This is a genomic window from Verrucosispora sp. WMMD1129, from assembly GCF_029581255.1.
GTDB classification, from domain to species: Bacteria; Actinomycetota; Actinomycetes; order Mycobacteriales; family Micromonosporaceae; genus Micromonospora; species Micromonospora sediminimaris.
Genome location: NZ_CP120741.1, coordinates 6,256,105 through 6,280,994 on the forward strand (window position 1 = coordinate 6,256,105; position 24,890 = coordinate 6,280,994).

The window sequence follows — 24,890 nt, forward strand, 5'->3', positions numbered from 1 at the left end:
CACCGGCCCGTCAACTCGTACACTGCCCGGGTGGAACTGACGGATGTCCTGGCCACCAACAAAGCGCTGGTCAAGGTGGCCAAGCTGTACCGCAGCGCGCAGGCCGACGTACTCGACGCGCTCGCCCTGCACCCGGGGCAGGACGTGCTGCTGTGGCTGCTCGGTCAGGAGCCCGACGGTATGACGATCTCCGAGATCGCCGCCCGGCTAGGCGTGGAACAGCCCACGGTGACCCGCAGTCTCAGTCGCCTGGATCAGGGTGGTTGGTTCGTCAGGGAGCCCGTACCGGGTGATCGGCGTGCCACCCGGATCCGGTTGACCCACAAGGGTCGCGCCGTCATCCCGAAGATCGAGGCGGCCTGGCGCACGCTCGCCGAGACCGCCACCGCCGGCATGGCGACCGACCAACGGGTCGCGTTCGTCGAACTGCTCGAAAAGGTACGCGGGAACCTCCGCACCCTCACCGCCGAAACCGAGTGAGCGCAACGCTCGTCCGGATGATCACGATGGGCGGCGTACCGAGGTTCGCGCAGACCGCCGCCAGGTAGGATGCGTCGATCGACGCCGATATGCCGTACACGCGCAGCACGCTCGCCAAGGACCTGGTGGCGCTCGGGGTGCGGCGCGGCTCGGTGCTGCTGGTGCACTCGTCGCTCAGCGCGGTCGGATGGGTCTGCGGCGGCCCGGTCGCGGTGGTCCAGGCGCTGCTCGACGCGCTGGGCCCGGACGGCACGCTGGTGGTGCCGACGCACACCCCGGACAACACCGACCCCGCTGGCTGGCGGCACCCACCCGTGCCGGATTCCTGGTGGCCGGTGATCCGCGCGAACATGCCCGGGTTCGACCCGGTGCTGACGCCGAGCCGGTGGATGGGCGTGGTCGCGGAGACGGTACGTACCTGGCCGGGCGCGCGACGTAGCGACCACCCGCAGGTGTCGTTCGCGGCCGTCGGCCCGGCGGCCGAGACGGTGGTGACCGGGCACCAACTCGACGAGATGCTGGGGGAGCACTCGCCCCTGGGTGCCGTCTACCGGCTGGACGGTGACGTCCTGCTGCTGGGCGCGGGACACGACAGCAACACCTCGCTGCACCTGGCCGAGTACCGGTTGCCGGACCCGCCGCGCAGGTGGGAGGGGTCGGCCGTGCGCAGCGATGACGGCCGGACCTGGACCCGTTGGCCGGACGTTGACACCGACGAGAGTGACTTCGACCAGGTCGGCGACGCTTTCGAGGGCACCCGCGGCGTACGGATCGGGCGGGTGGGCGCGGCCGAGTGCCGGCTGATGCGCCAGCGCGCGCTCGTCGACTTCGCCGTCGACTGGCTCGGCACCAATCGGACGCCCCGCGATGCACCCCGCTGAGCGGAAATGTCGATCCCGGCCAGCGTGAACAGCCGGTCGTCGTCGTCCCACACGGCCTCGGGCCACTGCTCGGGGTCGTAGTCGCCAGCGAACGGCACCTTGGGCGTGACGGGCAGACTCACTCGACGAACTCCTCGGTGATGATGTCGGTCATCGGTGCGCCACCGCGGACCAGCGCCAGCGCCAGCACCGAGCCGAGGGCGGCGAGCGCCGCCTCCGAGGCGACCATGGTCAGCGCCGTCGCCGCCACCAGCAGCAACGCGGTGCCGACGGCGACCACCGGGGTACGCAGCACGAAGTACCCGGCCAGCCGGAACACGTCGCGCAGCCGGAACGTGAACAGCGACGTGATCACCAGCGCGTTTACCCCCACGACCGACACCACGGCACCGACAAGCGCCAGCGGCACCGCCCACCAGCCGGGCACCCCCGCCGCCGGCAGGTTGACCAGGTTGACCGCGATGACGGTCAGCCACACCAGCGTCGGAACCCAGACCAGCAGCGAACCGGTCAGGTTGGCCCGGTACCCGCGCCAGAACAGCCGCCACGGATGCAGCTCGGTCAGGTCGAGACGCTGCCGGTGCAGGGCGTACAGCGCGGCGGAGAAGGCCGGGCCGAGCGGTACCGCGCAGAGCGCGACCAGCGGCAGGTTGCTCACGTGCCGCTCCAGCGCGAACAGCGCCACCAGGCCGGGCGCCGCGCAGACCAGCAGCAGCAACTCCACCACCAGCAGGGTGTAGATCAGCGCCGCGCCCCGGGACAGCGGGCCGGCACCGAACTCCCGACGGGCGGCGGTGCTCACGACGGCTCCCGACCCAGCAGCCGACTCTCGTCCCACCAGGGCGGCGTTTCGTCGGTCACCGGGCTCACCTCGGCCAGGGTCACCTCGTGCCGGGCCAGGTGCAGGTCCAACTCGACGCGGCCGGCCAGCACCGGCAGCGAGCCGTGTCGCCGGGCCGGCTCGGCGGCCTGCCGCAGGACGTCCAGTTGGCGGGCGGTGGGGGAGGGCGGTCGGCCCATTTCGCCCCAGGCCCGCCAGGCGTTGCCGGACTCCTCGCTGACCGAGGAGCGCAGCAGGAACGCGGTGCGGGCGGTCGGGTCGGCTACCGGCAGCGACAGGCGTACGGTGTGGCCGTCCACCGGTTCACCGCCGGTGACGTCGACCGGCACCCAGGCCAGCACCGCGATGCGGCCGGTGTCGTCGCGGGTGACCAGGTGGTCCGCGCCACGGGCCAGGATCTGCGGACCCAGCCGGTTCATGAAGGCGTACAGGTGGAACGTGGGTTTGCGGATCTGACGGTGGGTGAGCAGCCCGAAGCCGCCGTGGAACAGCGCGGTAGGGATGCCCACCTCCTCGAACACGTCGCTGAAGGTCCAGTACGCGAAGGAGTCGACCAGGTCGCCACCGCCGGCCAGCACCGGAGCGAGGTAGGCGGCGTGGAAGGCGGTGTCGTGGATGGGGTTGTCCGGCCGGTACGAGCTGTTGAACTCCGTGATGTGCACCGGCAGGTCGGCCAGCGCGCTGCCGGCGAGCAACCGGCGGGGACTGGCGAACTGCTCCAGCAGCCGCTGCGCCGGTGCCAGGGTCTGGTGTACGCCGAACGGCACGTGTTGGGCCGGGCCGGAGGTGTAGGCGTGCCGGCTGACGAAGTCGACGGGCACCGAGCGGTCGGTGACGAACTCGGCGAATCGGGGCAGCCATCCGTCGTCGGCGCCGGGGGAGAGCGCCGGGCCACCGACCTGGAGGTCGGCGTCGACGTCCTTCACCGCGTGCGCGGTCACCTCGTAGAGGCGGTGGTAGGCGTCGGCGTCCGCGTCCTGCCAGAACTCCTTCAGGTCGGGCTCATTCCACACCTCGATCGGCCAGCCACGCACCTCGTGCAGGCCGTACCGGTCGACGAGGTGGCCGATGGTGGCCCGGACCAGGGCTGCCCATTCGGTGTGCGACCGGGGTGGGGTGACGTTGCCGTGCCACCAGAAGACCGTCTGGTCGCCGCTGGCCAGTCCGGACGGCATGAAACCCAGCTCCACGAACGGTCGGACACCCAGCTCGAGGTAGGCGTCGACGACTTGGTCGAGGTAGCCGAAGGCGTGCCGGACGTGCCGTTGACCCTGGTGGTCGTACGGCCGGTGCACACCGACGCCGTCGCTGAGCAGGCCGTGCCCCCGGATGTACCGGAAGCCGATCTCGCGTTGGACCAGGGCCAGTGAGTCCTGGTAGTCGCGCCGCAGTGCCAGGTCGAACCGGCCGGTGCCGACGGCGAGACGCCACGCGTCGCTCAGCCGGCCGACGGGTTGCTCCGCAACGGTGATCCGCATCGTCGTCCCTGTGCTCGGGTGGAAGGTGTCCGGTCCGGTCGCGCCGACACGACCGGACCGGACACGTCTTTCTAGTTCTTCTCCTGGAAGCGCTTGTGTGCCTCGTTGACCATCGTCAGGTAGGCGTCCATGTTCTTGCTCTTCAACTCCGCCACGTACGCGTCCCATTCGGCGAAGTCACGCTGCCCGAGGACGAACTGGAGCGTGGCCTGGTAGACGTGGTCCTTCAGCGGGGTCTCCCAGAGCGACACCTGCTCGCGTTCCTCGTCATTGAGCGGGTACGGCGGCGGCGGCGACTTCGGCGCCCGCGCGTTCATCACCTGCTGGAACTCCTGCTCCTCGGGCGAGAAGAACCCCTGCACCAGCTCGGGCTTGCCGCCGTAGGAGAACACGCCGTTGCCGAAGCCGAAGTCCTTCTGCAGGTGCTTGGGCGCGCCGGGGTTCAGGCCGATCATGTCGACGTCCGGAGCGAGAGTGGGCTTGCCGGCGGCGTCCCTGACGAAGGTGGTGCCCTCGACGCCCCACTTGGCGAACTCCTGGCCCGCGTCCGAATACCACAGCCAGTCGACGAACTGCATCATGGCCACGAAGTTCTTGCTGTCGCGGGCCTTCGAGGAGATCATCATGCCGTTCTCCAGGCGGCTGGCCGGGTTGATCTCGCCGGCCGGGCCGATCGGCAGCGGGATCTTGGTGATCTTCGCCTTCGGGTTGGTCGCCGCCAAGTCCGGCCGGTAGTCGTTGACCAACGTCTGCGCGTTGCTGCTGATCACGAAGGACTTGCTGTTGGCGAGCTTCTGCCGGGCCAGGTCATCGGTCTGGGTGAAGCTCTCCGGGTCGAGCAACTTCTCCGCCACCAGCTTGTTGAGGTACTGCAACATCTGCTTGTACTGCTCGGTGGCGCCGGTGTACTCGAACTGCTGCGCCTGGTCGTTCCATGTGACGTGCTGGAAGTTCCAGCCCGCGCCTGCCAGGCCGTACGACACGGCCAGCATGTTGAGCAGGTTACCCGCCGGGTTGGGCTGGCTGAACCGGTCGGAGAACGGGTAGACGTCCGGGTACGCCGCCTTCATCGCCTTGAGCATGGTGTAGACCTCGTCCCAGGTCTTCGGGACCTCAAGGTTCAGCTCTTCGAGGATGTCGGTGCGGACCGCCAGGGAGTACTCGTGCCAGGGCTTCTCGTGCAGGCCAGGCAGCAGGTAGAACTTGCCGTCCTGCTGGCGCAGGGTGTCCATCTCCGGCTTCAGGTTCCACTTCTCGATCTTGTCCTTGAGGTTCGGCATCAGATCGAGGTAGTCGCTGACCGGCAGGATCGCCCCCGAGGAGACGTACGCGTGCACGTCCGGCGGATAGGTCTTCGGGATCAGCAGGGGAGCGTCGCCGGCACCGATGAGCAGGCTGCGCTTCTGGTTGTAGTCGCTCAGCGGCACGGCTACCTTTTCGAGGCTGACGTTCGTTCGGGACTTCAACTCCGTCCAGAACAGCCAGTCCTCCTTGAGCGGATAGTTGGGGTGGTTGTTGTAGAGGACGGAGAAGGAAAGCGGTTCGGTGGCCTTGAACTGGGTACCGACCGCGTAGTTCTCCATCGCGCCGGCCCGGTTCTCCGACAGGTCCTCGCTGTCGGACGAGTCATCGCCACAGGCGGTGACGCTGCCGAGGGCCAGCAGCACGGCAGCAGCCGCTGCCGCGTGACGCCACGATCTGCGGAACATGGCGGGATCCTTTCAACTCGGTGGTGAGAGGGGTGTTTCTTCTGGTCAGCCCTTGACCGCGCCGAGCATGATGCCCCGGACGAAATACCGCTGGACGAAGGGATAGACCAGGAGGATCGGCAAGGTGGTGAGCACGATGGTCACGGCCTTGAGCGTCGCCTCGGCCTGTACCTCGTTGGCCTCGGTGATCGACCCGACGTTCTCCGCGCCGGTGGCACCGGCGATCAGGTTGCGCAGGTACACGGTGACCGGCCACAGCTCCTGCCGGTCCATGTAGAGGAAGGCCGCGAACCAGGAGTTCCAGAAGGCCACCGCGTAGAAGAGCACCATCGTGGCGACGATGGCCTTCGACAGCGGCAGCACGATCCGCAGCAGGATGCCGTACGTGTTGAGCCCGTCGACCGCGGCGGCCTCCTCCAGCTCCGTCGGCAGGCTCTCGAAGAACGCCTTCATCACCAACAGGTTGAACACGTTTATGGCGTTGGGTAGCGCGATGGCCCAGACGCTGTTCTTCAGGCCCAGGCTGGTGACCAGGACGTAGTTGGGAATGAGACCGCCGGTGAAGAACATGGTGAAGACCGCGATGCCGACCAGCATCCCGCGCCCCTTGAGCTGCTTCTTCGACAGCACGTACGCGTAGCAGGTGGTCATCACGATCGAGATGACCGTGGCGGTGACCGTGTAGAACACGGTGTTGCGATAGTTCGTCCAGAACAACGAGTCGGACATCAGCAGCTGGTACGTCTCCAGGGTGAATCCGCGCGGCACGAGATTCACCTGGCCGGCGATGATGTACGCCTCGTCGCTCATCGAACGAGCCACGATGTTGACGAACGGGTAGAGCGTCACCACCACCACGAGGGTCAGGATGATCCCGTTGACCACCTGGAACACCCGGTAGCCCCGGGTCTGCTGGATGCCCCGGCGACGGCGAGGGCGGGGCTTGGTCTCGGTGGGCCGCTCGGCGGCGTCGATGGTCACCACAGGCTCGTCCCCACCGTGCGGCGGGCGATCAGGTTCGCCGAGACGACCAGGATCAACCCGATCACCGCCTCGAACAGCCCGATCGCGGCGGCGTAGCTGAAGTTGCTGGACTGGAAGCCCATGCGGAACAGGTAGGTGGAGATCACGTCCGCGGTCGGATAGGTGAGCGGGTTGTACAGCAGCAGGATCTTCTCGAAGCCGACCGCCATGAAGGCGCCGATGTTGAGGATCAGCAGCGTCACCATGGTCGGCCGGATGCCCGGCAGCGTGACGTGCCAGGTCTGCCGCCACCGGTTGGCGCCGTCGATCCGGGCGGCCTCGTAGAGGTCGTCGTCGATGGTGGTGAGCGCCGCCAGGTAGAGGATCGTGCCCCAGCCGACGGTCTGCCAGACCTCCGAGGAAACGTAGATGGTGCGGAACCACTCCGGCCGTTGCAGGAACGGGATGGCGTCACCGCCACCGGCGCGGACGAGCTGGTTGACCGTGCCATCCATCGACAGCAGCTGCATGACGATGGCCGCCACGATCACGATGGACAGGAAGTGCGGCAGGTAGGACACCGACTGCACGAAGCGCTTGAGCTTGCGGGCCCGGACCTCGTTGAGCAGCAGCGCCAGCACGATCGGCAACGGGAAGCAGAACAGCAGGGTCAGCGCACCCAGCACCAGCGTGTTGGTGAAGACGTTCCAGAACGTCGGGTCGTTCAGGAACATCTTGAAGTACCGCAGCCCGACCCAGTACTCGCCGAAGATGTTGCCGCCGGGCTGGAACCGGCGGAAGGCGATGATGTTGCCCAGCATCGGCAGGTACCGGAAGATCAGGAAGAACAGCAGCGGCAGGATCGCCAGCGAGTACAGCTGCCAGTCGCGCCGCAGCGCGCGCCGCCAGGTCTGCCGGGCGGCCCGTGGTGGCCGCTTCGGTGGCGTCGTGTCCGGACTGGACGCCGACGAGGTCAGGGTGGTCACGCTGCTCATGGCCGGTCCTCCGGCGCGGGCCCGGTGACCGGTTCGACGCGTACCCGGGACAGCAGTTCGCGGTGGTGACCGACCTCGCGCTCGTCACCCTCCAGCCGCAGTGCCAGGCTCGCCACCACGTCAGCGCTGGAACGGCTGAGCCGCAGCTGCACCTCGCCGGGCTCGACCACTCGCCGGCCGTGCAGCCCGGTGAACGAGGTGACGTCGGCAGGGACCGTGAAGCTGACCCGAGCCGCTCCGCCGGGCGCCACCGGGACCCGCGCGTACCCGATCAGACGCACCACCGGTCGGGTGGTCTGCGCCACCGGATCGTGCAGGTAGAGCTGGACCACCTCGGTTCCGGCCCGGGTGCCGGTGTTGCGGACGGTGACGCCGACGGTCACCTCCCCGTCGACCGGCCAGGTCGCCGGAGCCGCGGTGACATCGCCAGACGCGTCGCTCACCTCGGCGTCGTCCCACTCGAAGGTGGTGTAGCTGAGACCGTGGCCGAACGGGAACGCCGGCGTCGGGTCCACCGACGACACCTTCGACCGTCGGCCGAGGATGGGCGTGAGGTAGGTGCCGGGGAGCCCACCGGCGTGCCGGGGCACGCTGACCGGCAGCCTCCCGGACGGGTCGACCGCGCCGGTGAGGATCTCGGCCAACGCCTGACCGCCGAGCTGGCCGGGAAAGAACGCCTGCACGATGGCGCTCGCGCTGTCCGCCGCGTCGCCCAGGGCGTACGGACGGCCGGAGAGGACCACCAGGACGACCGGCGTCCCGGTGGCCAGCACCGCGCGTACCAGTTCCGCCTGCACTCCGGGCAGCTCAAGGTCGACCGCGTCGCAGCCCTCGCCGGACGTCCCCCGGCCGAACATGCCGGCCCGGTCGCCGACGGCCAGGACGCAGACGTCGGCGTCGGCGGCCGCCTGAACCGCCGCCGCGATGCCCGATGTGTCGTCGCCGGTGATGTCGGTACCCGGTACGTGGGTGAGCTGCGGATGCCGCCGTGCGAGCGCCTCGCGCAGAGAGGGGATCTCGACCCCGATGCCGTGCTCGGGGTGGTGCACCCCGACGTGCAGCGGGAACGTGTAGCAGCCGAGCATCGCCATCGCGTCGTCCGCGACCGGACCGACCAGGGCGACCCGCTGGTGATCGGCGAGGGGCAGCAGCCCGTCCCGGTTGCGGAGCAGTACGACGGACTGGCGGGCCAGCCGCAGGGCGACGGCCTGATTGGCCTCGTCGTCGAAGCGCAGCGCCTCGACGTCCGCCGGCAGCTCCTGCCAGCCCTCGTCGAGCAGCCCCAGCTCGATCTTCTGAATCAGCACCCGCCGCAGCGCCCGGTCGACGAGGCCCTCGCTGACCTCGCCGGAGCGTACCGCCGCCGCCAGGGGCGCGCCGTAGGCGTCCACGGTGGGTAGCTCGACGTCGATGCCGGCCCGTAGCGCCAGCCGCGCCGCCGCCGCAGCGTCCGCGGCGACACCGTGCAGGGTCTGCAGGAACCGGACGGCGAAGTAGTCCGCGACGAGCACGCCGTCGAAGCCCCACTGTTCCCGCAGCGTCCGGGTGAGCAGATCCTCGTCGGCCGCCGCCGGCACACCGTCGATCTCGGCGTACGAGTTCATCACCGACCGCGCCCCACCGAGCCGCAGGGCCATCTCGAAGGGCGGCAGGATCACGTCGGCCAGTTCCCGGCGCCCCATCGCGGTCGGTGCCAGGTTCCGGCCGCCGCGCGACGCCGAGTAGCCGGCGAAGTGCTTCAACGTCGCCACCACGCCGGCCCGCTCCAACCCGCGCACGTACGCCGCGCCGATCGTGCCGACCAGGTAGGGATCTTCGGCGATCGTCTCCTCGGTGCGCCCCCAGCGGTAGTCGCGGGTGACGTCCAGCACCGGTGCGAGTCCCTGATGGACGCCGGCTGCCCGCATCGACCGGCCGATCAGCCCGGCCATCTCCTCGACCAGCTCCGGGTCGAAGGCCGCGCCCCAGCTCAGCGGGGTCGGGTAGACGGTCGCCCGCCAGGCGGCGAAGCCGGTGAGGCACTCCTCGTGCACCTGCGCCGGAATGCCGAACCGGTTTGCCGCAACGATCTGCGCCTGGGACGCGGCCAGGGACCGGGCGCCGAGGACCGGGTCGACCGGCGCGGTTCCGAACGGCCGGGTCAGCTGCCCCAGGCCGTGCCGGATCGCCTCCGACCACGGTGGAGTGTGCTCGACCATGTCGGTCTGGTGGGGAGCGACGCCCTCACCGGAAGCGTCCGCACCGACCCAGAGGCCGACCAGCTGAGCGAGTTTCTCTTCCAGCGACATCAGCGGGATGAGCGCGTCGGCCCGTTCGTCCGGTCGCAGCTTCGGATCACGCCACCGATCGGCGTGAGTGGACGCCAATCGGTCGTCGACGGGCAGCTGACTTGTCATGCGAACCCCTCCGGCCGGGGCCGGGAGGTCTCCCGGCAGGCCACGCCGACCGCCGTGGAGCACGGCGATTATCGAAATTTTCGGAAACCAGTCGGACACCTGTGTCGGGGAACCTAAGCGCGTCGACAGGGCATGTCAAGAGGCATGGAAAGACTGTTCAGGCCGTACTTGCCGTGCTGGTAAGCGATTGCCCGTATTCATCTCCGCGAGTGGGCAGCATCGACTTGGGTCACCTTCCGCCGGTCCGATGCGTGCTACAGTCTCCGAAAATTTCGGAGTCGTTGCAGAGGATCCGATGGCAGAGAAGCGTTCGCCGGCAGCGCTCGGCTCCGCGACCATCGCGACCATCGCGCGGGAGGTCGGTGTCTCCTCGGCCACGGTCTCGAAGGTCCTCAACGGACGGTCGGACGTGGCCGCCGTGACCCGGGCGCGCGTCGAGGCCAGCCTGCAACGGCACCGCTACCGCCGACGCTCCCGTCGGGCGCCCGGAGAGGGCCAGATCGACCTGGTGTTCCACGAGTTCGGTTCCGACTGGGCCCTGGAGATCATCAGGGGGGTCGAGGCGGTCGCCGCCCTCACCGGGGTGAACGTGATGCTGTCGCAGCTCAGTGCCGCTCGCCGGCCACCGCAGTCCTGGGTCGACGCGGCGGTCGCCCGGCGCCCCCTCGGGGTGCTGCTGGTCATGTGCAACCTCACCGAACCGCAGCGGCAGCAGTTGCAGCGCCAGTCGATCCCCGTGGTCGTCATCGACACCGACAGCGCCAGCGTGGCCTCCGTGCCGACCGTCGGCTCGAACAACTGGAACGGCGGTCTGATCGCCACCCGGCACCTGTTGGATCTCGGGCACCGCCGGATCGCGGTCATCTCCGGTCCACGGGACGTGCTCTGTGCCCGGGCCCGCACGGCCGGCTTCCGGTGCGCCCATGAGGAACTCGGCGTCCCGATCGATGCCACGCTGGTCCGCCATGGCAACTTCCACCTCGACGCCGGTTACACCCACGGCATCGAGTTGCTCAGTCGGCCCGACCGTCCGTCGGCGATCTTCGCCGGCTCCGACCTGCAGGCGTTGGGGGTGTTGCGGGCGGCCCGGCAGCTCGGCCTCGACGTTCCCGGCGACGTGTCGGTGGTCGGCTACGACAACCTGCCACTCTCGGCCTGGGTCGGTCCGGCCCTGACCACGGTCCATCAGCCGCTGCGCGACATGGCCGGCACCGCCACCCAGATGCTGCTCGACCTAGCGCGCGGCAACGCCCTGCCCACCAGCCGGATAGATCTGGTCGCCGAACTGGTGATCAGGGAGAGCACCGCGCCGCCCCCACATTCATGACCGAGCCCGCTGCGAGGAGCCATGCCCCTGTTCGACCTCCCGCTGGCCCAGTTGCGCCAGTACACGCCGGCCGTGGCCGAGCCCGCCGACTTCGACACGTTCTGGCAGTCGACCCTGGACGCGGCGACCCAGTCGCCGGTGCTGCTCGACCTCCGACCCGAACCGACCGACCTGCGCCTGGTGGACAGCTGGGACGTCACCTTCGCCGGTTTCGGCGGCGACCCGGTCCGGGCCTGGTACAACCGTCCGGCCGGGGTCGACGAGGCGCTACCGGTGATCGTGGAGTACGTCGGCTACGGCCGTGGTCGGGGGCTGCCACACGAACGCCTGACCTGGCCGGTTGCCGGCTATGCCCACCTGCTGATGGACGCCAGGGGACAGTCCGGCCAGTACGGCGCGGGGGATACACCGGACCCGCACGGTGCGGCACCCGGTGGTCCGTCGCCGGTGACCCGCGGCATCATGACCCCGGAGGGCTACTACTACCGCCGGCTCATCACCGACGCGGTGCGGGCGGTGCAGGCGGCCCGTGCGCTGCCGGGAGTCGACCCGCGTCGGGTGGTGGCCGCCGGCAACAGCCAGGGTGGCGGTTTGTCCCTCGCGGTCGCCGGCCTGGTCAGTGACCTCGCCGCCGTGCTCACCACCGCACCGTTCCTCTGTCACCCGCAGCGGGCCCTGGAGATCACCGAGGTCGGCGTGTACGGCGAGATCGTCAACTACCTCGCGGTCAACCGCGACGCGGAGCCGGCCGTACGACGCACGCTGTCGTACGTCGACGGGGTCAGCTTTGCCCGTCGGGCCAACGCGCCGGTCCACTTCGGTATCGGGCTGCGGGACATGGTGTGTCCCCCGAGCACCGGGTTCGCCGCCTACAACCACTACGGTGCCACCGTTGGTGGTCCGCCTCCCGAGCGCACGATGCATGTCTATCCGTTCAACGGCCACGAACACGGCGACGCGACTCAGGTGCGGCGGCAGCTGCGCTGGCTGGCTGACGTGCTCGGCGAGGAAACCACGGATCGGTCGGACGGCCCGAAACTTTCGAGGGCTCTGATCTCACCGGCATGACCACATTCCCGGTGGCGCGCCGACGACGGCGGAGTCGGACCGGTACGGGGATGAACGGTCAAAGAGTGCTGCGGCGCGTTGAGCTTTCGGACCTGTTTCGATAAGGTTTTCGATACAACAGCCTCGATCTACTCATGATGGCCGGCTGAGTGCACCGGCCGACGCGGCATCCGGGCGACCGCGTCGGTGACGAGGGCCATCGTGTTGGGCAGTAGTCGGGGCCGGCTTCTCATCAGCACGGCTTCGTCGAAAGGCTCATGCCATGAACAACGCCCACGCCCGCGCCAGCGGGCGGCCGGCTACCCGACTGCGAACGCGCGCTGCGCTGGTCTCGGCCGCAGTCGGTCTCGCCCTCGTTGCCTCCAGCCTGGTGGTGACCTCCAGCGCCCAGGCCGCCGAGTCCACCCTCGGCGCGGCTGCGGCCCAGTCCGGCCGGTACTTCGGCGCCGCGGTGGCGGGGCACAAGCTCTCCGATTCCACCTACGTCAACATCCTGAACCGCGAGTTCAACTCGGTCACGGCCGAGAACGAGATGAAGATCGACGCGCTCGAGCCGCAGCAGGGGCGGTTCACCTACACGAACGCGGATCGGATCGTCAACCACGCCCTGTCCCGCGGCTGGAAGGTCCGGGGTCACACTCTGGCCTGGCACTCGCAGCAGCCCGAGTGGATGCGGAACATGTCGGGCACCGCGTTGCGTAACGCGATGCTCAACCACGTCACCCAGGTCGCGTCCTACTACCGGGGCAAGATCGACTCGTGGGACGTGGTGAACGAGGCGTTCGACGACGGCAACAGCGGCGCACGGCGGGACTCGAACCTGCAGCGCACCGGCAACGACTGGATCGAGGCCGCGTTCCGGGCCGCCCGGGCCGCCGACCCGGGTGCCAAGCTCTGCTACAACGACTACAACACCGACAACTGGACCTGGGCCAAGACCCAGGCCGTGTACCGGATGGTGCAGGACTTCAAGCAGCGTGGCGTGCCGATCGACTGCGTCGGGTTCCAGTCGCACTTCAACGCGCAGTCGGCGTACAACAGCAACTACCGCACCACGCTGTCCAGCTTCGCCGCGCTCGGGGTGGACGTGCAGATCACCGAGCTGGACATCGAGGGCTCCGGCTCCCAGCAGGCGGACACGTACCGTCGGGTGGTCCAGGACTGCCTCGCGGTCCCGCGGTGCAACGGCATCACCGTGTGGGGCATCCGGGACAGCGACTCGTGGCGCTCGTACGGCACCCCGCTGCTGTTCGACAACAACGGCAACAAGAAGCAGGCGTACAACGCGACGCTCGATGCCCTGAACGCGGGCGGGACCACCCCGCCGCCCACCACCCCGCCGCCGACCACTCCTCCGCCGAGCACCCCGCCGCCCAGCACCCCGCCGCCGAGCACTCCGCCGCCCGGTGGATCCGGATGCACCGCGTCGGTGGCGTCGCTGGACCAGTGGAACGGTGGCTTCGTCGCTCAGATCCGGGTCACCGCAGGCTCCAGCAGTTTGAACGGCTGGGCGGTAACCATCGGACTTCCGGGCGGTAGCTCGGTGACCAATACGTGGAACGCCAGCTCCAGCGGAACCAGTGGCAACGTGACGTTCCGCAACGTCAGCTACAACGGTAGCGTCGGCGCCGGCGGCACCGCCAGCTTCGGCTTCCAGGGCACCGGTACCGGGCCATCCGGTAACTTCGCCTGCTCCGGGAGCTGATCCGTCAGCACCACACCGGGCCCGGCGCGGACATGTCCGCGCCGGGCCTCGGCGCGCCAGGTGCCGCCTGGCTCAGCGGGTCAGGCCGAGCGCCACGTCACCAGTTGTGCAGGGTGCCGTCCTCCAACCGGTTCACCGGCAGCGAAGCCGGGCGGTACGGATGCCGCGCCGCCAACTTCTCGTCGATGTCGACGCCGAGCCCCGGTTCCTCCGACGGGTGCAGACAGCCGTCGGCGAAGCGGTACGAGTGCGGGAAGACCGCGTCGGTCGCCTCGGTATGTGGCAGATACTCCTGCAGACCGAAGTTGGGGATGCTGACGTCGAGATGCAGGGCCGCGGCCAGGCACACCGGGGACAGCGTGGTGGTGCCGTGCGACCCGCTGCGTACGTGGTACAGGTGGGCGAGGTCGAAGATCCGGCGCAGGTGGGTGATGCCTCCCGCGTGCACGACGGTGGCCCGCACGTAGTCGATGAGCTGCTCGGTGATCAGCTGCTGGCAGTCCCAGACGGTGTTGAAGACCTCGCCGACGGCGAGCGGCGTGGTGGTGTGCTGGCGGATCAGCCGGAAACCCTCCTGCAACTCCGCCGGCACCGGGTCCTCCAGCCAGGTCAGCGCGTACGGCTCCAGGGCCTTGCCCAGCCGGGCGGCCTCGATCGGGGTGAGTCGGTGGTGCACATCGTGCAGCAGCTTCACCTCCGGCCCGAACTCGCTGCGTACCTGGGCGAAGACCGACGGCACATGGGTGAGATACCGTTCGCTGCTCCACACGGTCTCGGCCGGGACGGCCGCGCCCGTCGGCTCATGTGCCGCGCCGTCCTGAGTCACGCCGTAGGTGTCGGCCAGCCCGGGCACGCCGCACTGCACCCGGATCGCGCGGTACCCGAGATCGAGGTGGCGGGCCATCTCGGCGAGCAGGCCGTCCACAGTGGGCGCGTTCGCGTGGCCGTAGACGGTGACCCCGTCGCGGCTGCGGCCGCCCAGCAGTTGGTACACCGGCAGCCCGGCCACCTTGCCCTTGATGTCCCACAGCGCGGTGTCCACCGCCGCGATGGCGCTCATCGTCACCGGGCCGCGCCGCCAGTACGCGCCCCGGTACAGGTACTGCCAGGTGTCCTCGATCCGGTCTGCTTCCCGACCGATCAACAGCGGTACGACGTGCTCGGTCAGGTAACTCGCGACCGCGATCTCCCGGCCGGCGAGGGTGGCATCGCCGACCCCGGTCACCCCGTCGTCCGTCACGAGCTTCAACGTGACGAAGTTCCGGCCGGGACAGGTGACGATGACCCGGGCATCGGCGATCTTCATCCAGGCTCCTCACCGGTGGCCGACGGCATCGACGCGAGCCAGTCTGGGATCACCCCCATGATCTGTCAACCGACTCCGAGCGGGTGGCCGTGCGGCCGTTCGGTCGCCTTACCTTGCCCGACGCGCCCGCGCGCCCGGCGGTCCGTTGACGGACCGCCGGGACGGGTGCGGGCGAGTCAGCAGCGGTTGATGCTCGAATTGCTGAGGGTGACGTTGCTGATGGTCAGGTTGGTCGTGCAGGGGCTCTCCAGGATCCGGCTGTTGGCCAGGGTGAAGTTGCGCAGGGTGATGTCCCGGTTGCCGGGGAACTCCGTCCGCGCCGCCAGTCGAACCTCCCCGCCACCGCTGATGGTGCCACCGCCGGCCGCGATGTCCACGCCGTAGCAGTTCTCGATCAGGATCGCGTTGTTGCCGGTATTGGCGATGTCGACCCGGTTGACCGCCACACCGCCGGACTCGGAGACGCAGAAGATGCCTCGGCCGCCGCCGCGTGCCCGTACGGTGCCGACCCGAATGTTGATCGGGTAACCGGAGCCGATCCGCCCGGCGCGGTTGGCGGTGCGGAACGCCGCGTAGCCGGTGCCGGTGCCGGCGTTCTCCGCGTCGACGGTGGTCACGGTCGCGTTGATGGTCTCGTTGAGCAGCAGGCCGGAACCGCCGACGTTGCGGGCGGTCACCGTGCCGACGGTGAGGCCGTCCACGCCGTACGTCTCGACGCCGTGGGTGCTGGTGCCGGAGACGAACACGTTGTCGATGCGGACGTTGCGCGTCCACTGGCTGGTGTCGCCCCGGTTGTCGATGCGTACCCCCAGGCCGCTCGACAGGCGCAGGTCGATCTGGCCGAGGATCACGTTTGTGACGTTACGCATGAAGATGCCGTAGAGGGGCGTGCCGGTGACGGTGAGGTTCTGCACCTCGACCTGGGTAGTGCCGCGCGAGTAGATCGGTGCCTGGTCACCGGAGCCGGAGCCGGTCACGTTTATCGTGCCGCAGACGTCGATCGTCGTGTAGCTCGGCAGGGAGATGCGCGAGCCGGCGCTGATCGAGCCGGAGCCGCGTACCACGACCCGTTGCTTGCTGGTCCGGCCGGCGCTGAGGCTGTTCACCGCGGCCTGCACGGCGGACCGCATGTCGCTGCCGGTGTAGACCGTGCTGCCACCGTTGCGGGCGGTCCAGGTGCCGCCGTTGAACACCGCCTCGGCCTGGAACGAGCCGCTGCCGCAGCCGTTGCCGTTGCCGCCTCCCAGGGTGACCAGCTGCCACTGCTGGTTGGCGCCGTCGTGGTCCTGGTACTGCGAGATCATGCCGCCGTCGGCGGTGGACCAGCCCCACACGTCGAGGGCCTTGTTCGAGTGCCGGTTGAGGAACCGGACGTACCCGCCGGCGGAGTCGGCGAGGCGGAAGTGCTGGCGGGTGTTGCCGCTGGCTGCGGCGTTCTGCACGAGTTGGACACCGTCGGTGGCGTTGGGCAGTTCGAGGACCTTGCCGCTGTGTACGGAGCGGATCTGGTAGTAGCCGTTGCCGACGTCGACGAACCGCCACTGCTGCACGGCGGCGTCGTTGCGGGTGTACTGGTTGATCGGGGCGTTGTCGGCGGTGGACCAGTTCCACACATCCATCGCCTTGCCGCTGTGCCGGTTGACGAACACGTAGGTGGCGTTGGGATCGACCGTCGCGGCCCGGGCGCTCGGCGAGGCCACCGTCACACCGGCGCCGACCAGCGCCAACGTGCTGACGGCGACCAGCCAGCGCCGAGCCGTTCGTCTTCCTGTCCTGAGCAGCATGCGGGTTCCTCCGGGTGCGAGTGCGGTGGTGGAGCGCGTGCCGGAGTGGTGAACGACGCAGAGCAAGCGCTTTCCTAACATCGACAGCAATATATCTTCCGGTCTGGCCTAAACCAAGTGAGCGGCGGCGACGCCGGTGTCCGTACGGCGGTAGCTGTACGGACACCGGGCCGATCCGGGCGAGGGCTACGGTCAGCTGACCGCGCAGGGAGCGCCGTTGAGCGCGAACGAGGACGGGCTGGCGGTGTTGCCGCTGTGGGTGGCCTGGAAGCCGATGGTGACCGAACCGTTGGGAGCGATGGTGCCGTTGTAGGAGACGTTGCGGGCGGTCACCGCCCCGGAGGTCGGGGAGTAGGTCGCGTTCCAACCGTTCGTGATGGTCTGCCCGGCAGGCAGGGTGAACGCCAGGCTCCAACCGTTGACCGCTGTGGCGCCGGTGTTGGTGATGGTCGCCGACGCGGTCAGCCCGGTGTTCCAGGCGTTCACCGCATAGCTGACGCGGCACCCCGTGCCCGGCGGCGGCGTGGTGGGCGTCGGCGTGGGAGTCACCGTCGGCGTCGGCGTCGGCGTCGGAGTGGGAGTGGGAGTGGGAGTGAGCGTCGGCGTCGGGGTGGGCGACGCGGCGTCGAGTCCGAGGAACCGGATCGCCTGCGCGGCGTCGACCGGCAGGTTGTGCGACACGCCCTGCATGCTGATCGCCTCGACCGGTGCGTTACCGCCGGAACCGCCGTACCGGGTCCGGGTGTAGCCGGACTGCGGGCTGTCGGTGAAGGTCGGGGTCTGGCTCAACCCGTGCAGGTTGGTCCACTGCTTGATCTGCTCGCCGAAGTTCGGGTAGCGCAGGATGTCGTCGTTGGTGCCGTGCCAGATCTGCATCCGTGGCCGCGGGCCGGTGTACCCGGGATAGGCGTTGCGGACCAGGTCTCCCCACTGCTGCGGGGTGCGGATGATCTGCCCGTTGGCACACTGGCTGTTCCACTCCGAGCCGCCGGTGGTGGCGAAGCAGCCGAAGGGCACCCCGGCGAAGGCCGCGCCGGCGCGGAAGACGTCCGGGTAGAGCCCGAGCAGGACGTTCGTCATCATCGCTCCGGACGAGGTGCCCGTCGCGGCGATCCGGGCCGGGTCCACCGAGTAGCGGCTCCGGACGTGCTCCACCATCGACATGATGCCGACCGGGTCGCTGCCGCCGCCGCGACGCAACGCCTGCTGCGAGTAGACGTCGAAGCACTGGCTGCTGCGGGTCACCGACGGGTAGATCACGATGAAGCCGTACTGGTCGGCCAGGCGTGCGTACTGGGTGCCCGAGTACATCGCCGGCCCGTTGCCGGTGCAGTAGTGGGCCACGACCAGCAGGCCCGGTCGTGGCGCGACCCGGTCCGGTACGTAGAGGTACATGCGTAGGTTGCTCGGGTTGGTGCCGAAATTCGTCACCTCGGTAAGCGTCGCCGCCGACGCCGATGTCGGGAGCGACAGCGCGGCGAACGCGGTCAGGACGATGGTTGCCAGGGCGGCGCACCACAGTCGGATCGCTTTTCTCATGGAACGGGTCCTCCGGACGGAAGGAGACATGGTGGTGTTCCGATCGAGGGCTGCCCGGTGCCCTACCTCGTCCGGCTCTCAGAACATCGATGATTCTCTTCGCCTGCGTCGTGGCGTCACAAGGTGTGGTGGAGCAGCCGCGCTGAGCGGTGGTGGGGCCGCGCCGAGCGGCGCGCCGCCTCGCGCCCAGCGGTCGCGGGTACATCTATTCTCTGTCCATGCGGGATCGTCGGGCGGCGCTGCTGTGGGTAGGGTTCGCGGTCGCGGCACTGGTCTCCGTCGCGCTGGTGCTGCGGCGCCCTGACCGCCTGTCCGACCTGCACATCTACCACGGAGCGTTGACCGATCTGCGGGCCGGGCGTCCGCTGTACGGGTACGTGGCGCCGAACGGTGGGCCGTTCACGTACCCGCCGTTCGCGGCGCTCGTGCTCTGGCCGATCACGACCGTGCCGCTCGGCGTGGTCGAAGCGCTCTGGCTGGCGGCGACCTGTGCCGCCGTGGTGGCCATCGCCGTACCCGTCGGTCGTGCCCTGGCCGAGGGGCGCGCCGCCATGCCGAGCCCGGGTACGGCCGGGACTCGCACGACGACGTCGGCGTCCGTCAGCATCGCGGCGGTCGCGGCGGTGCTCATGGTCGCCGCGCCGGTGCAGAGCAACCTGCGGTTCGGGCAGGTGAGCATCTTCATCGTGCTGATGGCGCTGCTCGACGGGATGGCGCCGCCGTCACGGATGCGCGGTGTGCTGATCGGCGTGGCGGCGGCGATCAAACTGACGCCGCTGCTGTTCGTGCTCTACTTCCTGGCCTGCGGCCGGTACCGCGACGCCGCCCGCGCGCTGGCCGCCTTCGTCGGCTGCGCGGCGCTCGCCCTGGCCGTCCTGCCCGCCGAGAGCCTGACCTACTGGGCGGGCACGGTCACCCAGACCTCCCGGATCGGCAACCTGGCGTCGCTGGGCAACCAGTCCGTGCACGGGATGCTGCTTCGTATCGGCATGGACGAGGGGTCCCTTCCGCTGGTCTGGGCCGCCCTGGTGGCCGTCATCTGCGCCCTGGCGTTGCTCCGGGCGCGGGCGCTGTCCCGGCTGGGGCGACCGGGGCACGCCGCTGTGCTGGTCGGCTGCGCCACCGTGGCCGCGTCCCCGGTCTCCTGGACCCACCACCAGGTGTGGACCATCCTGGCCGCGATGCTGCTGGTGGGCGCCGTCGGCGTGGCCCGGCGGGTCGCCGGTGCACTGCTGCTGGCCAGCATGGTGTTGTCGCTGGGTGTCGTGCTGGCCCCGGTGTCGATGCGACCCGGTGTGCAGTTTCTCTTCGAGAACGCCCGTGCCATCGGCACCGTCGTGCTCTGCGTGGCAGGGTTCGGCGCGGTCGCGCTCACCACCGCCCGTACCCATGCCAACCGGGCCTTCCCGCGAGGGTGGCTGCGGGTCGGCGTGGCGTCCCTCGGCGCACTGGCGTTCTTCGCCGTGCAGCCGTTGCCCGCCGGGGCCGATCCCACCTTCAAGGCATACCGCCTCCCGGACGTGGTCAACTCGCGGTACTTCTTCGTCTGCCGGGGGCCGGTGGAGTGCGCCCGCTACGGCACCGGTGCCCCGGTCACCTTCGGCACCCGCAGCGAAAAGACCAAGGTGCGCGTCAACGGCGTGGTCTCCGACCAGGTGGCGCGGCTGGACTACCACTCCGCTCCGGGCGGTCCGCCGCGCACCATCCCGCTGCTGGCCGCCTATCCCGGGGTCCGGACGTTCTCGTTCCGTTCGGCCACCATGGCGCACGGGCAGCTGATCGCCTACTCCGCCGACGGGCGTACCCTGGCCCGCTACGACGACGAGCTGACCGCCGCGGTACGCGCCGGCGGGTAGCCGTTACTGCTCCCCGTCGATCACGTCGGTCTCGCCGTCGTGGGCGTACGTCACCGGCAGGTGCTCGTCCGGTAGCGGCGTCTGTGCCGGATTGTGGTGCGGGTCGCCGTCCGGGGAGAACAGCACCGGGTCGGTCTTCGCGCTCTTCTCGCGTTCTTCCTCCGGCTCGGTCACGACCCGGCTCCTCACCTCGTCGGTATTCCCCTCCGACGCTATCTGCGGCGCATGGCCCGCCGCCCCGATCAGGTGCCGCTTCCACCCGATCGGGGCGTGCCGGTCGTCACGGTCGCAGCAGCACCGGGCCCGCGTCGATGCGGGTCCGGAACAGGGCGTACGGCCGGCGTCGCAGGTCCCGGCCGCGGTTGAACGGCGGCTGCCGGTGCACCTGGTTGGCGATGATGTAGAGGTGCCGGTTGGTGGCCACGCTTAGCGTGTCCGGCCAGAGCAGCCGGGCGTCGTGCACCACGGTCTCGTACTCGCCGTCGGGCCGGCGTCGCAGTACCGCGTTGTGCTCGTAGTTGGTGAGATAAATCCGGCCGGCGTCGTCGGACTCCAGGCCGTCGGCGCCGCCGCCCTTGTCGCCCTCGTCGAGCACCGTCGCGGCGACCTCCGCGTCGCCCAGGGCGCGGTCGGCCAGGGCGTCGGTGGCGACGCTGTACCAGCGGCGGGTGGCGAGGGCGCAGTAGTACAGCCGCGTGCCGTCGGCGGAGATCGCGATGCCATCGGCGCCGACACCCACCGGCTGCGGGGGAGCGTCCGGGGGCCGGACCAGGATCGGGCGTCCCTCGACCACCGGACGGAAGTCCTCCAGCGGCGCGGCCTTCGTGGACGGGTGGTCGTTGAGTCGCCGCCACGATGCCCCGCTGGCCAGGTCGACCACGATGAGGGCGTTGGGGGCACCATCGGCGGAATCGGTGATGTATGCCAGCCCGGCCTCCCCACGGCGCAGGTCGAAGCGCACGTCGTTGAGGTACGACGTGGGCAGCACCACCTCGGGCGGGAAGGTGATCACCTGGGCGACGGTGTCGGTTCTCAGGTCCACGCGGACCAGCTTCGGCCCGCCGGGCGAGGTCGGCTGGAACATCGGGCTGCCCGTGTCGAGCGCCCAGAGCCGGTCGGCCGGGTCGACCACCACACTTTGCACCGACACGAACGCGGACGGGTCGTCGTCGCTGGACGGTGTGTTCCACCGCAGGTCGGGGTAGGGAACCTCGCGTCCGCGTCGCAGCTCCACCACGGTGGCGGGCACCTGGTCGCCCCAGCGAGGGAAGCTGACGAAGATCCGACCGCGGTGCGAGACGGTCACCCCGGTGGGCATCGGGCCGTGGAACCGGTGCACCACGTCCAGGGTGCCGACCGGTTCGTCGGTGGGTAGTGCCTTTCGCATCCTTCGACCTCCCGTCGCACACAGGGATCAACTGATCGCTCTACGTCTATCGTCGCAAAGCGGACGACGTACGCGGCGCCGACGTCGCCCATCCGACCCGCAAGCAGCGGGAAGGCGATTCGTCACCCAACCGTCATGTGTCCGCGCGGTGCCCGCCACCTGGCCCCGGCAGGGTTGGGACCTCAACCCCTCCGACCTGGGAAGGAGCGCGCCATGGCCGTCGTTCTCGATGACCACCTGGTCACCCTGACCTGTGACAACTGCGGTGACACGGTCGCCGGGCCGCGGACGCACTCCGCCGCGGAGGTGGTGTGGCCGCTGGTGTCCGAGCACGGCTGGAGCGGTTCCCCGCTGGCCGACGGTCCGCACCGCTGCGCGCACTGCACCCAGCTCGGCCCCGCCGCTGCCGGCGTGCCCGGTGGCATCCTCGGCATCGAGCACCTCGGTGCCGTCACCGTGGTGACCGTCGCCGGCGACGTCGACGTCGACACCGGCGAGACGCTGGGCATGGCGTTGGGGCACGCGGCCGACATGGGCGGGCACGTCCTGGTGGATCTCGGTGGGACGGATCTTGTCGACTCCACCGCGCTCGGGCTGCTCGTCCGCGCGCATCGCGCCGCCGCTGACCGCGGCGCACAGCTCTGCGTGGCGTCGACCTCGCCGCTGATCCGTCAGGTGCTCCGGGTCACCCGGCTGGACGAGGTGTTTCCGGTCGCGGACACCCGCGCCAACGCGCTCGCCCGCTTGCAGAGACACCCGGCGGCAGCGGACGCGGCGGAATAGGCGACCTGCCCGGGTCCGGCTCGTCCACGGCACCGGTGCCGTGGCACCGTGGACGAGCCGAAGTTCATCAGCGGCGACCTCGCCGGTGACCGGCGAGCCGTAGCGCGTTGCAGACGTCCGTCACGCCCTCGATGTCCCAGGCCAACTCGCCGGCCGCGCGACGGGTCTCGGCGCTGGCGACCAGGCCGGTGAGGATCACGACCCGGTTCTGCACCATCACCGTGATCTGCTGCCTGCGGGTCGACCAGTCGGCGCTCAGCCGCTGCGCGACTAGGGCGGCGAGACGGACATCCTCGTCGTGATGCTGTGGCTCGTCCCACAGCGCGCGGAAGGAGTGATCGTCGGGCATCGGCCAAGGCCACGGCATCACCACAGCGGTCTCCTTCGTTGTTGATGCCGGCGACCCGACGCGCCGTCCCGATCGATCACCACCTTGCGCAACGACCTTGGAGTCGACCGCACGGTTGGATGACAGTTGGATGACAGTCACAGCGGCGTGCTGGCCGGCGGCCGGGTGTCTCCGGTCCGATCGGCGGCCGGCAGCCACAACACGAAGGTGCTGCCCGTACCCGGCCGGGAGAACACCGCCACCTGTCCACCGTGCGACTCGACGATCTGCCGGACGATGGCCAACCCCAACCCGGTCCGCCGGTCGCCACCGGAGCCACCCCGACCGGCCTCGCCCCGCCAGAACCGGTCGAAAACCCGTGCCTGGTCGGCCTCGGCGATGCCCGGCCCCTCGTCGGCGACGGCCAACCACAACCAGTCGCCCACCCGTCCGGTGGCCACCTTGATCGCCCCGCCGAGAGGGGAGAGGCGTACCGCGTTGGACAGCAGGTTGCCGGCGGCCCGGCGCAGCGCGTCCGGGTCGCCGATCATTGTGAGATCCGGGTCGAGCGCGAACCGCAGGCGCAGGCCACGGCCGGTGGCCAGGGCGGCGAAGTCCTCGCCGGCCTCACGGGCCACGGTGCTGAGGTCCACGTCCGTGTCGGACATCGAGTCGGCGTCCCGGCGGGCCGTGGCCAGCAGATCCTCGACCAGCCGGGACATCCGGTCGGTGGCCCGGTCGATCGTCGCCACCGCTGCGGCACGCTCCTGGTCACCGGCCTCCGGTGCGGTCAGCGAGGCGTCGAGATTGGCGCGGATGATCGCCAGCGGGCTGCGCAACTCGTGCGAGGCGTCATCGATGAGCTGCCGCTGGGCGTGGAAGGCATGATCCAACCGGTCGAGCATCGAGTCGATGGTGTCGCCGAGGTCGCGCAGTTCGTCGCGGGGACCGGCCAGGCGGATCCGTCGGGACAGGTCGGTGGCCTGGATCTCCCGGGCGGTACGGGCGATCGCGCCGACCGGACGCAACGCCCGGCCGGAGAGCACCCAACCGATGCCGAGGCTGGCCACGAAGAGCCCGCCGAGCGCGATCAACGAATAGTCCCGGACCGTCTGCAACAGCCGCAGGTTCACCTCGTCCTCGATCTGCTGCACCTCGGCCACCTCGAGCGTGGTGCCGGTCGGCACCGTACGCCCGTCGCTCTTGAGCTTGACCAACTGCGCCTCGTACCGCTTGGTGATCGGCTTGGGATCGACCGCGCGGTCCACCGCCACGTACGCCACCAGCAGGCCGGCGCCGGCAAGCGCGAACAACAGCGTCGAGTAGAGCACGGTCAGCCGGAACCGGATCGACCGGAAGACAGTCATGCCAGCACCTCCCGCAGCCGGTAGCCGCGCCCGACGACCGTCTCGATCGCCGGGGAGTCGCCGCCACCGCTGAGTTTGCGCCGCAGCGTACCCACGGTGACCCGGACGGTCTCGGTGAACGGGTCGGCGTTGGCGTCCCAGACGTGCTCCAGCAACTCCTCGGCCGGCACCACCCGCCCGGGACGGGTCATCAGGTACTCCAGGACGCCGAACTCCTTCCGGGTCAGGTGCAGCTGGCGGCTGCCCCGCCGGGCCTCCTGCCGCGCCACGTCCAGGGTCAACGCGCCCACGGTGAGGACCACCCCGGTACCGCCGGTGTCCCGGCGCAGCAGCGCCCGCACCCGCGCCAGCAACTCGACAAGCGCGAACGGCTTCACCAGGTAGTCGTCGGCGCCCTCGTCCAGGCCACGGACCCGGTCGGTCAACGCACCGCGGGCCGTGAGCATCAGCACCCGAAGATCCCGCCCACCGGCCACCTCGACCGCGCCGGAGCGGATCGCCCGACACAGCGCGAACCCGTCGCCATCGGGCAGATTGACGTCGAGCAGCATCAGGTCGTACGCGTTGACCAGCAGCAGGTCGTACGCCTGCGCCGCGTCGGCGGCGAGATCGACGGCGTAGCCGGCGCGGGCCAGCCCGACCCGCAACGCGCCGGCCAGATCCTCTTCGTCCTCCACCACGAGCAGCCGCATCTGTC

Annotated in this window: 21 protein-coding genes; 7 read left to right on the forward strand and 14 right to left on the reverse strand. The window is 69.8% G+C overall.

What is annotated here, in order from left to right; translation table 11 throughout:
* Positions 1-30: 30 nt before the first annotated feature.
* Together O7624_RS28990 and O7624_RS28995 are read left to right on the forward strand one after the other, a co-directional pair.
* Positions 31-480 carry a MarR family transcriptional regulator gene (locus O7624_RS28990; protein WP_282238132.1) on the forward strand — a complete coding sequence of 150 codons (450 nt, stop codon included), beginning with the start codon at positions 31-33 and terminating at the stop codon, positions 478-480.
* Positions 481-569: 89 nt separating this feature from the next.
* Positions 570-1,361 carry an AAC(3) family N-acetyltransferase gene (locus O7624_RS28995; protein ID WP_282238133.1) on the forward strand — a complete coding sequence of 264 codons (792 nt, stop codon included), beginning with the start codon at positions 570-572 and terminating at the stop codon, positions 1,359-1,361.
* Positions 1,362-1,479: 118 nt separating this feature from the next.
* On the opposite strand, the gene O7624_RS29000 is transcribed toward O7624_RS28995, so the two are convergent.
* The 6 genes from O7624_RS29000 to O7624_RS29025 all read right to left on the reverse strand — a co-directional run bounded on the left by O7624_RS29000 (position 1,480) and on the right by O7624_RS29025 (position 9,743).
* Positions 1,480-2,163, reverse strand: a complete 684-nt coding sequence (locus O7624_RS29000) for a DUF624 domain-containing protein (protein WP_282238134.1) — start codon at positions 2,161-2,163, stop codon at positions 1,480-1,482.
* A complete protein-coding gene (locus O7624_RS29005) occupies positions 2,160-3,680 on the reverse strand; it encodes a xylan 1,4-beta-xylosidase (protein ID WP_282238135.1) in 1,521 nt (506 codons plus the stop codon). The genes O7624_RS29000 and O7624_RS29005 overlap by 4 nt, the downstream gene beginning before the upstream one ends.
* Positions 3,681-3,751: 71 nt before the next feature.
* Entirely contained in the window at positions 3,752-5,389 is a 1,638-nt protein-coding gene (locus O7624_RS29010; RefSeq protein ID WP_282238136.1) for an extracellular solute-binding protein, read from the reverse strand.
* A gap of 45 nt (positions 5,390-5,434) precedes the next feature.
* Positions 5,435-6,370: a carbohydrate ABC transporter permease gene (locus O7624_RS29015; protein WP_282238137.1), complete on the reverse strand. Its 936-nt coding sequence runs from the start codon at positions 6,368-6,370 to the stop codon at positions 5,435-5,437.
* Complete coding sequence (locus O7624_RS29020) at positions 6,367-7,347, reverse strand: ABC transporter permease subunit (RefSeq protein ID WP_282238138.1); 981 nt, start codon at positions 7,345-7,347, stop codon at positions 6,367-6,369. Before O7624_RS29020 ends, O7624_RS29015 begins: the two co-directional genes overlap by 4 nt.
* Complete coding sequence (locus O7624_RS29025) at positions 7,344-9,743, reverse strand: glycoside hydrolase family 3 N-terminal domain-containing protein (RefSeq protein ID WP_282238139.1); 2,400 nt, start codon at positions 9,741-9,743, stop codon at positions 7,344-7,346. Before O7624_RS29025 ends, O7624_RS29020 begins: the two co-directional genes overlap by 4 nt.
* A 295-nt stretch (positions 9,744-10,038) precedes the next feature.
* Between O7624_RS29025 and O7624_RS29030 the strand changes: the two genes are divergently transcribed.
* The 3 genes from O7624_RS29030 to O7624_RS29040 all read left to right on the forward strand — a co-directional run bounded on the left by O7624_RS29030 (position 10,039) and on the right by O7624_RS29040 (position 13,843).
* The gene (locus O7624_RS29030; RefSeq protein WP_093406934.1) at positions 10,039-11,070 is read left to right on the forward strand and encodes a LacI family DNA-binding transcriptional regulator; all 1,032 of its coding nucleotides are present in this window, start codon (positions 10,039-10,041) and stop codon (positions 11,068-11,070) included.
* Between the two features lie 21 nt (positions 11,071-11,091).
* On the forward strand, positions 11,092-12,138 hold the full coding sequence (locus tag O7624_RS29035) for an acetylxylan esterase (protein WP_093406932.1): 1,047 nt from the start codon (positions 11,092-11,094) through the stop codon (positions 12,136-12,138).
* Positions 12,139-12,400: 262 nt separating this feature from the next.
* On the forward strand, positions 12,401-13,843 hold the full coding sequence (locus O7624_RS29040) for an endo-1,4-beta-xylanase (protein WP_282238140.1): 1,443 nt from the start codon (positions 12,401-12,403) through the stop codon (positions 13,841-13,843).
* 97 nt (positions 13,844-13,940) lie between these two features.
* On the opposite strand, the gene manD is transcribed toward O7624_RS29040, so the two are convergent.
* The 3 genes from manD to O7624_RS29055 all read right to left on the reverse strand — a co-directional run bounded on the left by manD (position 13,941) and on the right by O7624_RS29055 (position 18,472).
* Positions 13,941-15,149: a D-mannonate dehydratase ManD gene (gene manD / locus O7624_RS29045; RefSeq protein ID WP_282238141.1), complete on the reverse strand. Its 1,209-nt coding sequence runs from the start codon at positions 15,147-15,149 to the stop codon at positions 13,941-13,943.
* A 176-nt stretch (positions 15,150-15,325) separates the two neighbouring features.
* Positions 15,326-16,933 carry an RICIN domain-containing protein gene (locus tag O7624_RS29050; protein ID WP_282238142.1) on the reverse strand — a complete coding sequence of 536 codons (1,608 nt, stop codon included), beginning with the start codon at positions 16,931-16,933 and terminating at the stop codon, positions 15,326-15,328.
* 192 nt (positions 16,934-17,125) lie between these two features.
* A complete protein-coding gene (locus tag O7624_RS29055) occupies positions 17,126-18,472 on the reverse strand; it encodes a PHB depolymerase family esterase (RefSeq protein ID WP_282238143.1) in 1,347 nt (448 codons plus the stop codon).
* A 218-nt stretch (positions 18,473-18,690) separates the two neighbouring features.
* Between O7624_RS29055 and O7624_RS29060 the strand changes: the two genes are divergently transcribed.
* Entirely contained in the window at positions 18,691-20,328 is a 1,638-nt protein-coding gene (locus O7624_RS29060) for a glycosyltransferase 87 family protein (protein ID WP_282238144.1), read from the forward strand.
* A gap of 3 nt (positions 20,329-20,331) precedes the next feature.
* Here O7624_RS29060 and O7624_RS29065 read toward each other — a convergent pair whose 3' ends face one another.
* Together O7624_RS29065 and O7624_RS29070 are read right to left on the reverse strand one after the other, a co-directional pair.
* Complete coding sequence (locus O7624_RS29065; protein WP_282238145.1) at positions 20,332-20,502, reverse strand: hypothetical protein; 171 nt, start codon at positions 20,500-20,502, stop codon at positions 20,332-20,334.
* Between the two features lie 106 nt (positions 20,503-20,608).
* Positions 20,609-21,715, reverse strand: coding sequence for an L-dopachrome tautomerase-related protein (locus tag O7624_RS29070; RefSeq protein ID WP_282238146.1), 1,107 nt, complete (start codon positions 21,713-21,715; stop codon positions 20,609-20,611).
* Positions 21,716-21,928: 213 nt separating this feature from the next.
* Between O7624_RS29070 and O7624_RS29075 the strand changes: the two genes are divergently transcribed.
* Complete coding sequence (locus O7624_RS29075; RefSeq protein WP_282238147.1) at positions 21,929-22,498, forward strand: STAS domain-containing protein; 570 nt, start codon at positions 21,929-21,931, stop codon at positions 22,496-22,498.
* Positions 22,499-22,565: 67 nt separating this feature from the next.
* Here O7624_RS29075 and O7624_RS29080 read toward each other — a convergent pair whose 3' ends face one another.
* The 3 genes from O7624_RS29080 to O7624_RS29090 form a co-directional block, all read right to left on the reverse strand.
* Entirely contained in the window at positions 22,566-22,865 is a 300-nt protein-coding gene (locus O7624_RS29080; RefSeq protein ID WP_093407153.1) for a BON domain-containing protein, read from the reverse strand.
* Between the two features lie 119 nt (positions 22,866-22,984).
* Positions 22,985-24,193, reverse strand: a complete 1,209-nt coding sequence (locus O7624_RS29085; RefSeq protein ID WP_282238148.1) for a HAMP domain-containing sensor histidine kinase — start codon at positions 24,191-24,193, stop codon at positions 22,985-22,987.
* Positions 24,190-24,885 (reverse strand): response regulator transcription factor, encoded by a 696-nt coding sequence (locus O7624_RS29090; protein ID WP_282238149.1) that lies wholly within the window; start codon positions 24,883-24,885, stop codon positions 24,190-24,192. Before O7624_RS29090 ends, O7624_RS29085 begins: the two co-directional genes overlap by 4 nt.
* Positions 24,886-24,890: the final 5 nt, after the last annotated feature.

Coding starts and splice junctions, on each gene's coding strand:
- O7624_RS29090 (WP_282238149.1), bottom strand. CDS start 24,885: ATGCGGCTGCTCGTGGTGGAGGACGAAGAGGATCTGGCCGGCGCGTTG.
- O7624_RS29020 (WP_282238138.1), bottom strand. CDS start 7,347: ATGAGCAGCGTGACCACCCTGACCTCGTCGGCGTCCAGTCCGGACACG.
- O7624_RS29035 (WP_093406932.1), top strand. CDS start 11,092: ATGCCCCTGTTCGACCTCCCGCTGGCCCAGTTGCGCCAGTACACGCCG.
- O7624_RS29025 (WP_282238139.1), bottom strand. CDS start 9,743: ATGACAAGTCAGCTGCCCGTCGACGACCGATTGGCGTCCACTCACGCC.
- O7624_RS29070 (WP_282238146.1), bottom strand. CDS start 21,715: ATGCGAAAGGCACTACCCACCGACGAACCGGTCGGCACCCTGGACGTG.
- O7624_RS29005 (WP_282238135.1), bottom strand. CDS start 3,680: ATGCGGATCACCGTTGCGGAGCAACCCGTCGGCCGGCTGAGCGACGCG.
- O7624_RS29010 (WP_282238136.1), bottom strand. CDS start 5,389: ATGTTCCGCAGATCGTGGCGTCACGCGGCAGCGGCTGCTGCCGTGCTG.
- O7624_RS29030 (WP_093406934.1), top strand. CDS start 10,039: ATGGCAGAGAAGCGTTCGCCGGCAGCGCTCGGCTCCGCGACCATCGCG.
- O7624_RS28995 (WP_282238133.1), top strand. CDS start 570: ATGCCGTACACGCGCAGCACGCTCGCCAAGGACCTGGTGGCGCTCGGG.
- O7624_RS29050 (WP_282238142.1), bottom strand. CDS start 16,933: ATGCTGCTCAGGACAGGAAGACGAACGGCTCGGCGCTGGCTGGTCGCC.
- O7624_RS29060 (WP_282238144.1), top strand. CDS start 18,691: ATGCGGGATCGTCGGGCGGCGCTGCTGTGGGTAGGGTTCGCGGTCGCG.
- O7624_RS29080 (WP_093407153.1), bottom strand. CDS start 22,865: ATGCCGTGGCCTTGGCCGATGCCCGACGATCACTCCTTCCGCGCGCTG.
- manD (WP_282238141.1), bottom strand. CDS start 15,149: ATGAAGATCGCCGATGCCCGGGTCATCGTCACCTGTCCCGGCCGGAAC.
- O7624_RS29085 (WP_282238148.1), bottom strand. CDS start 24,193: ATGACTGTCTTCCGGTCGATCCGGTTCCGGCTGACCGTGCTCTACTCG.
- O7624_RS29075 (WP_282238147.1), top strand. CDS start 21,929: ATGGCCGTCGTTCTCGATGACCACCTGGTCACCCTGACCTGTGACAAC.
- O7624_RS29055 (WP_282238143.1), bottom strand. CDS start 18,472: ATGAGAAAAGCGATCCGACTGTGGTGCGCCGCCCTGGCAACCATCGTC.
- O7624_RS29040 (WP_282238140.1), top strand. CDS start 12,401: ATGAACAACGCCCACGCCCGCGCCAGCGGGCGGCCGGCTACCCGACTG.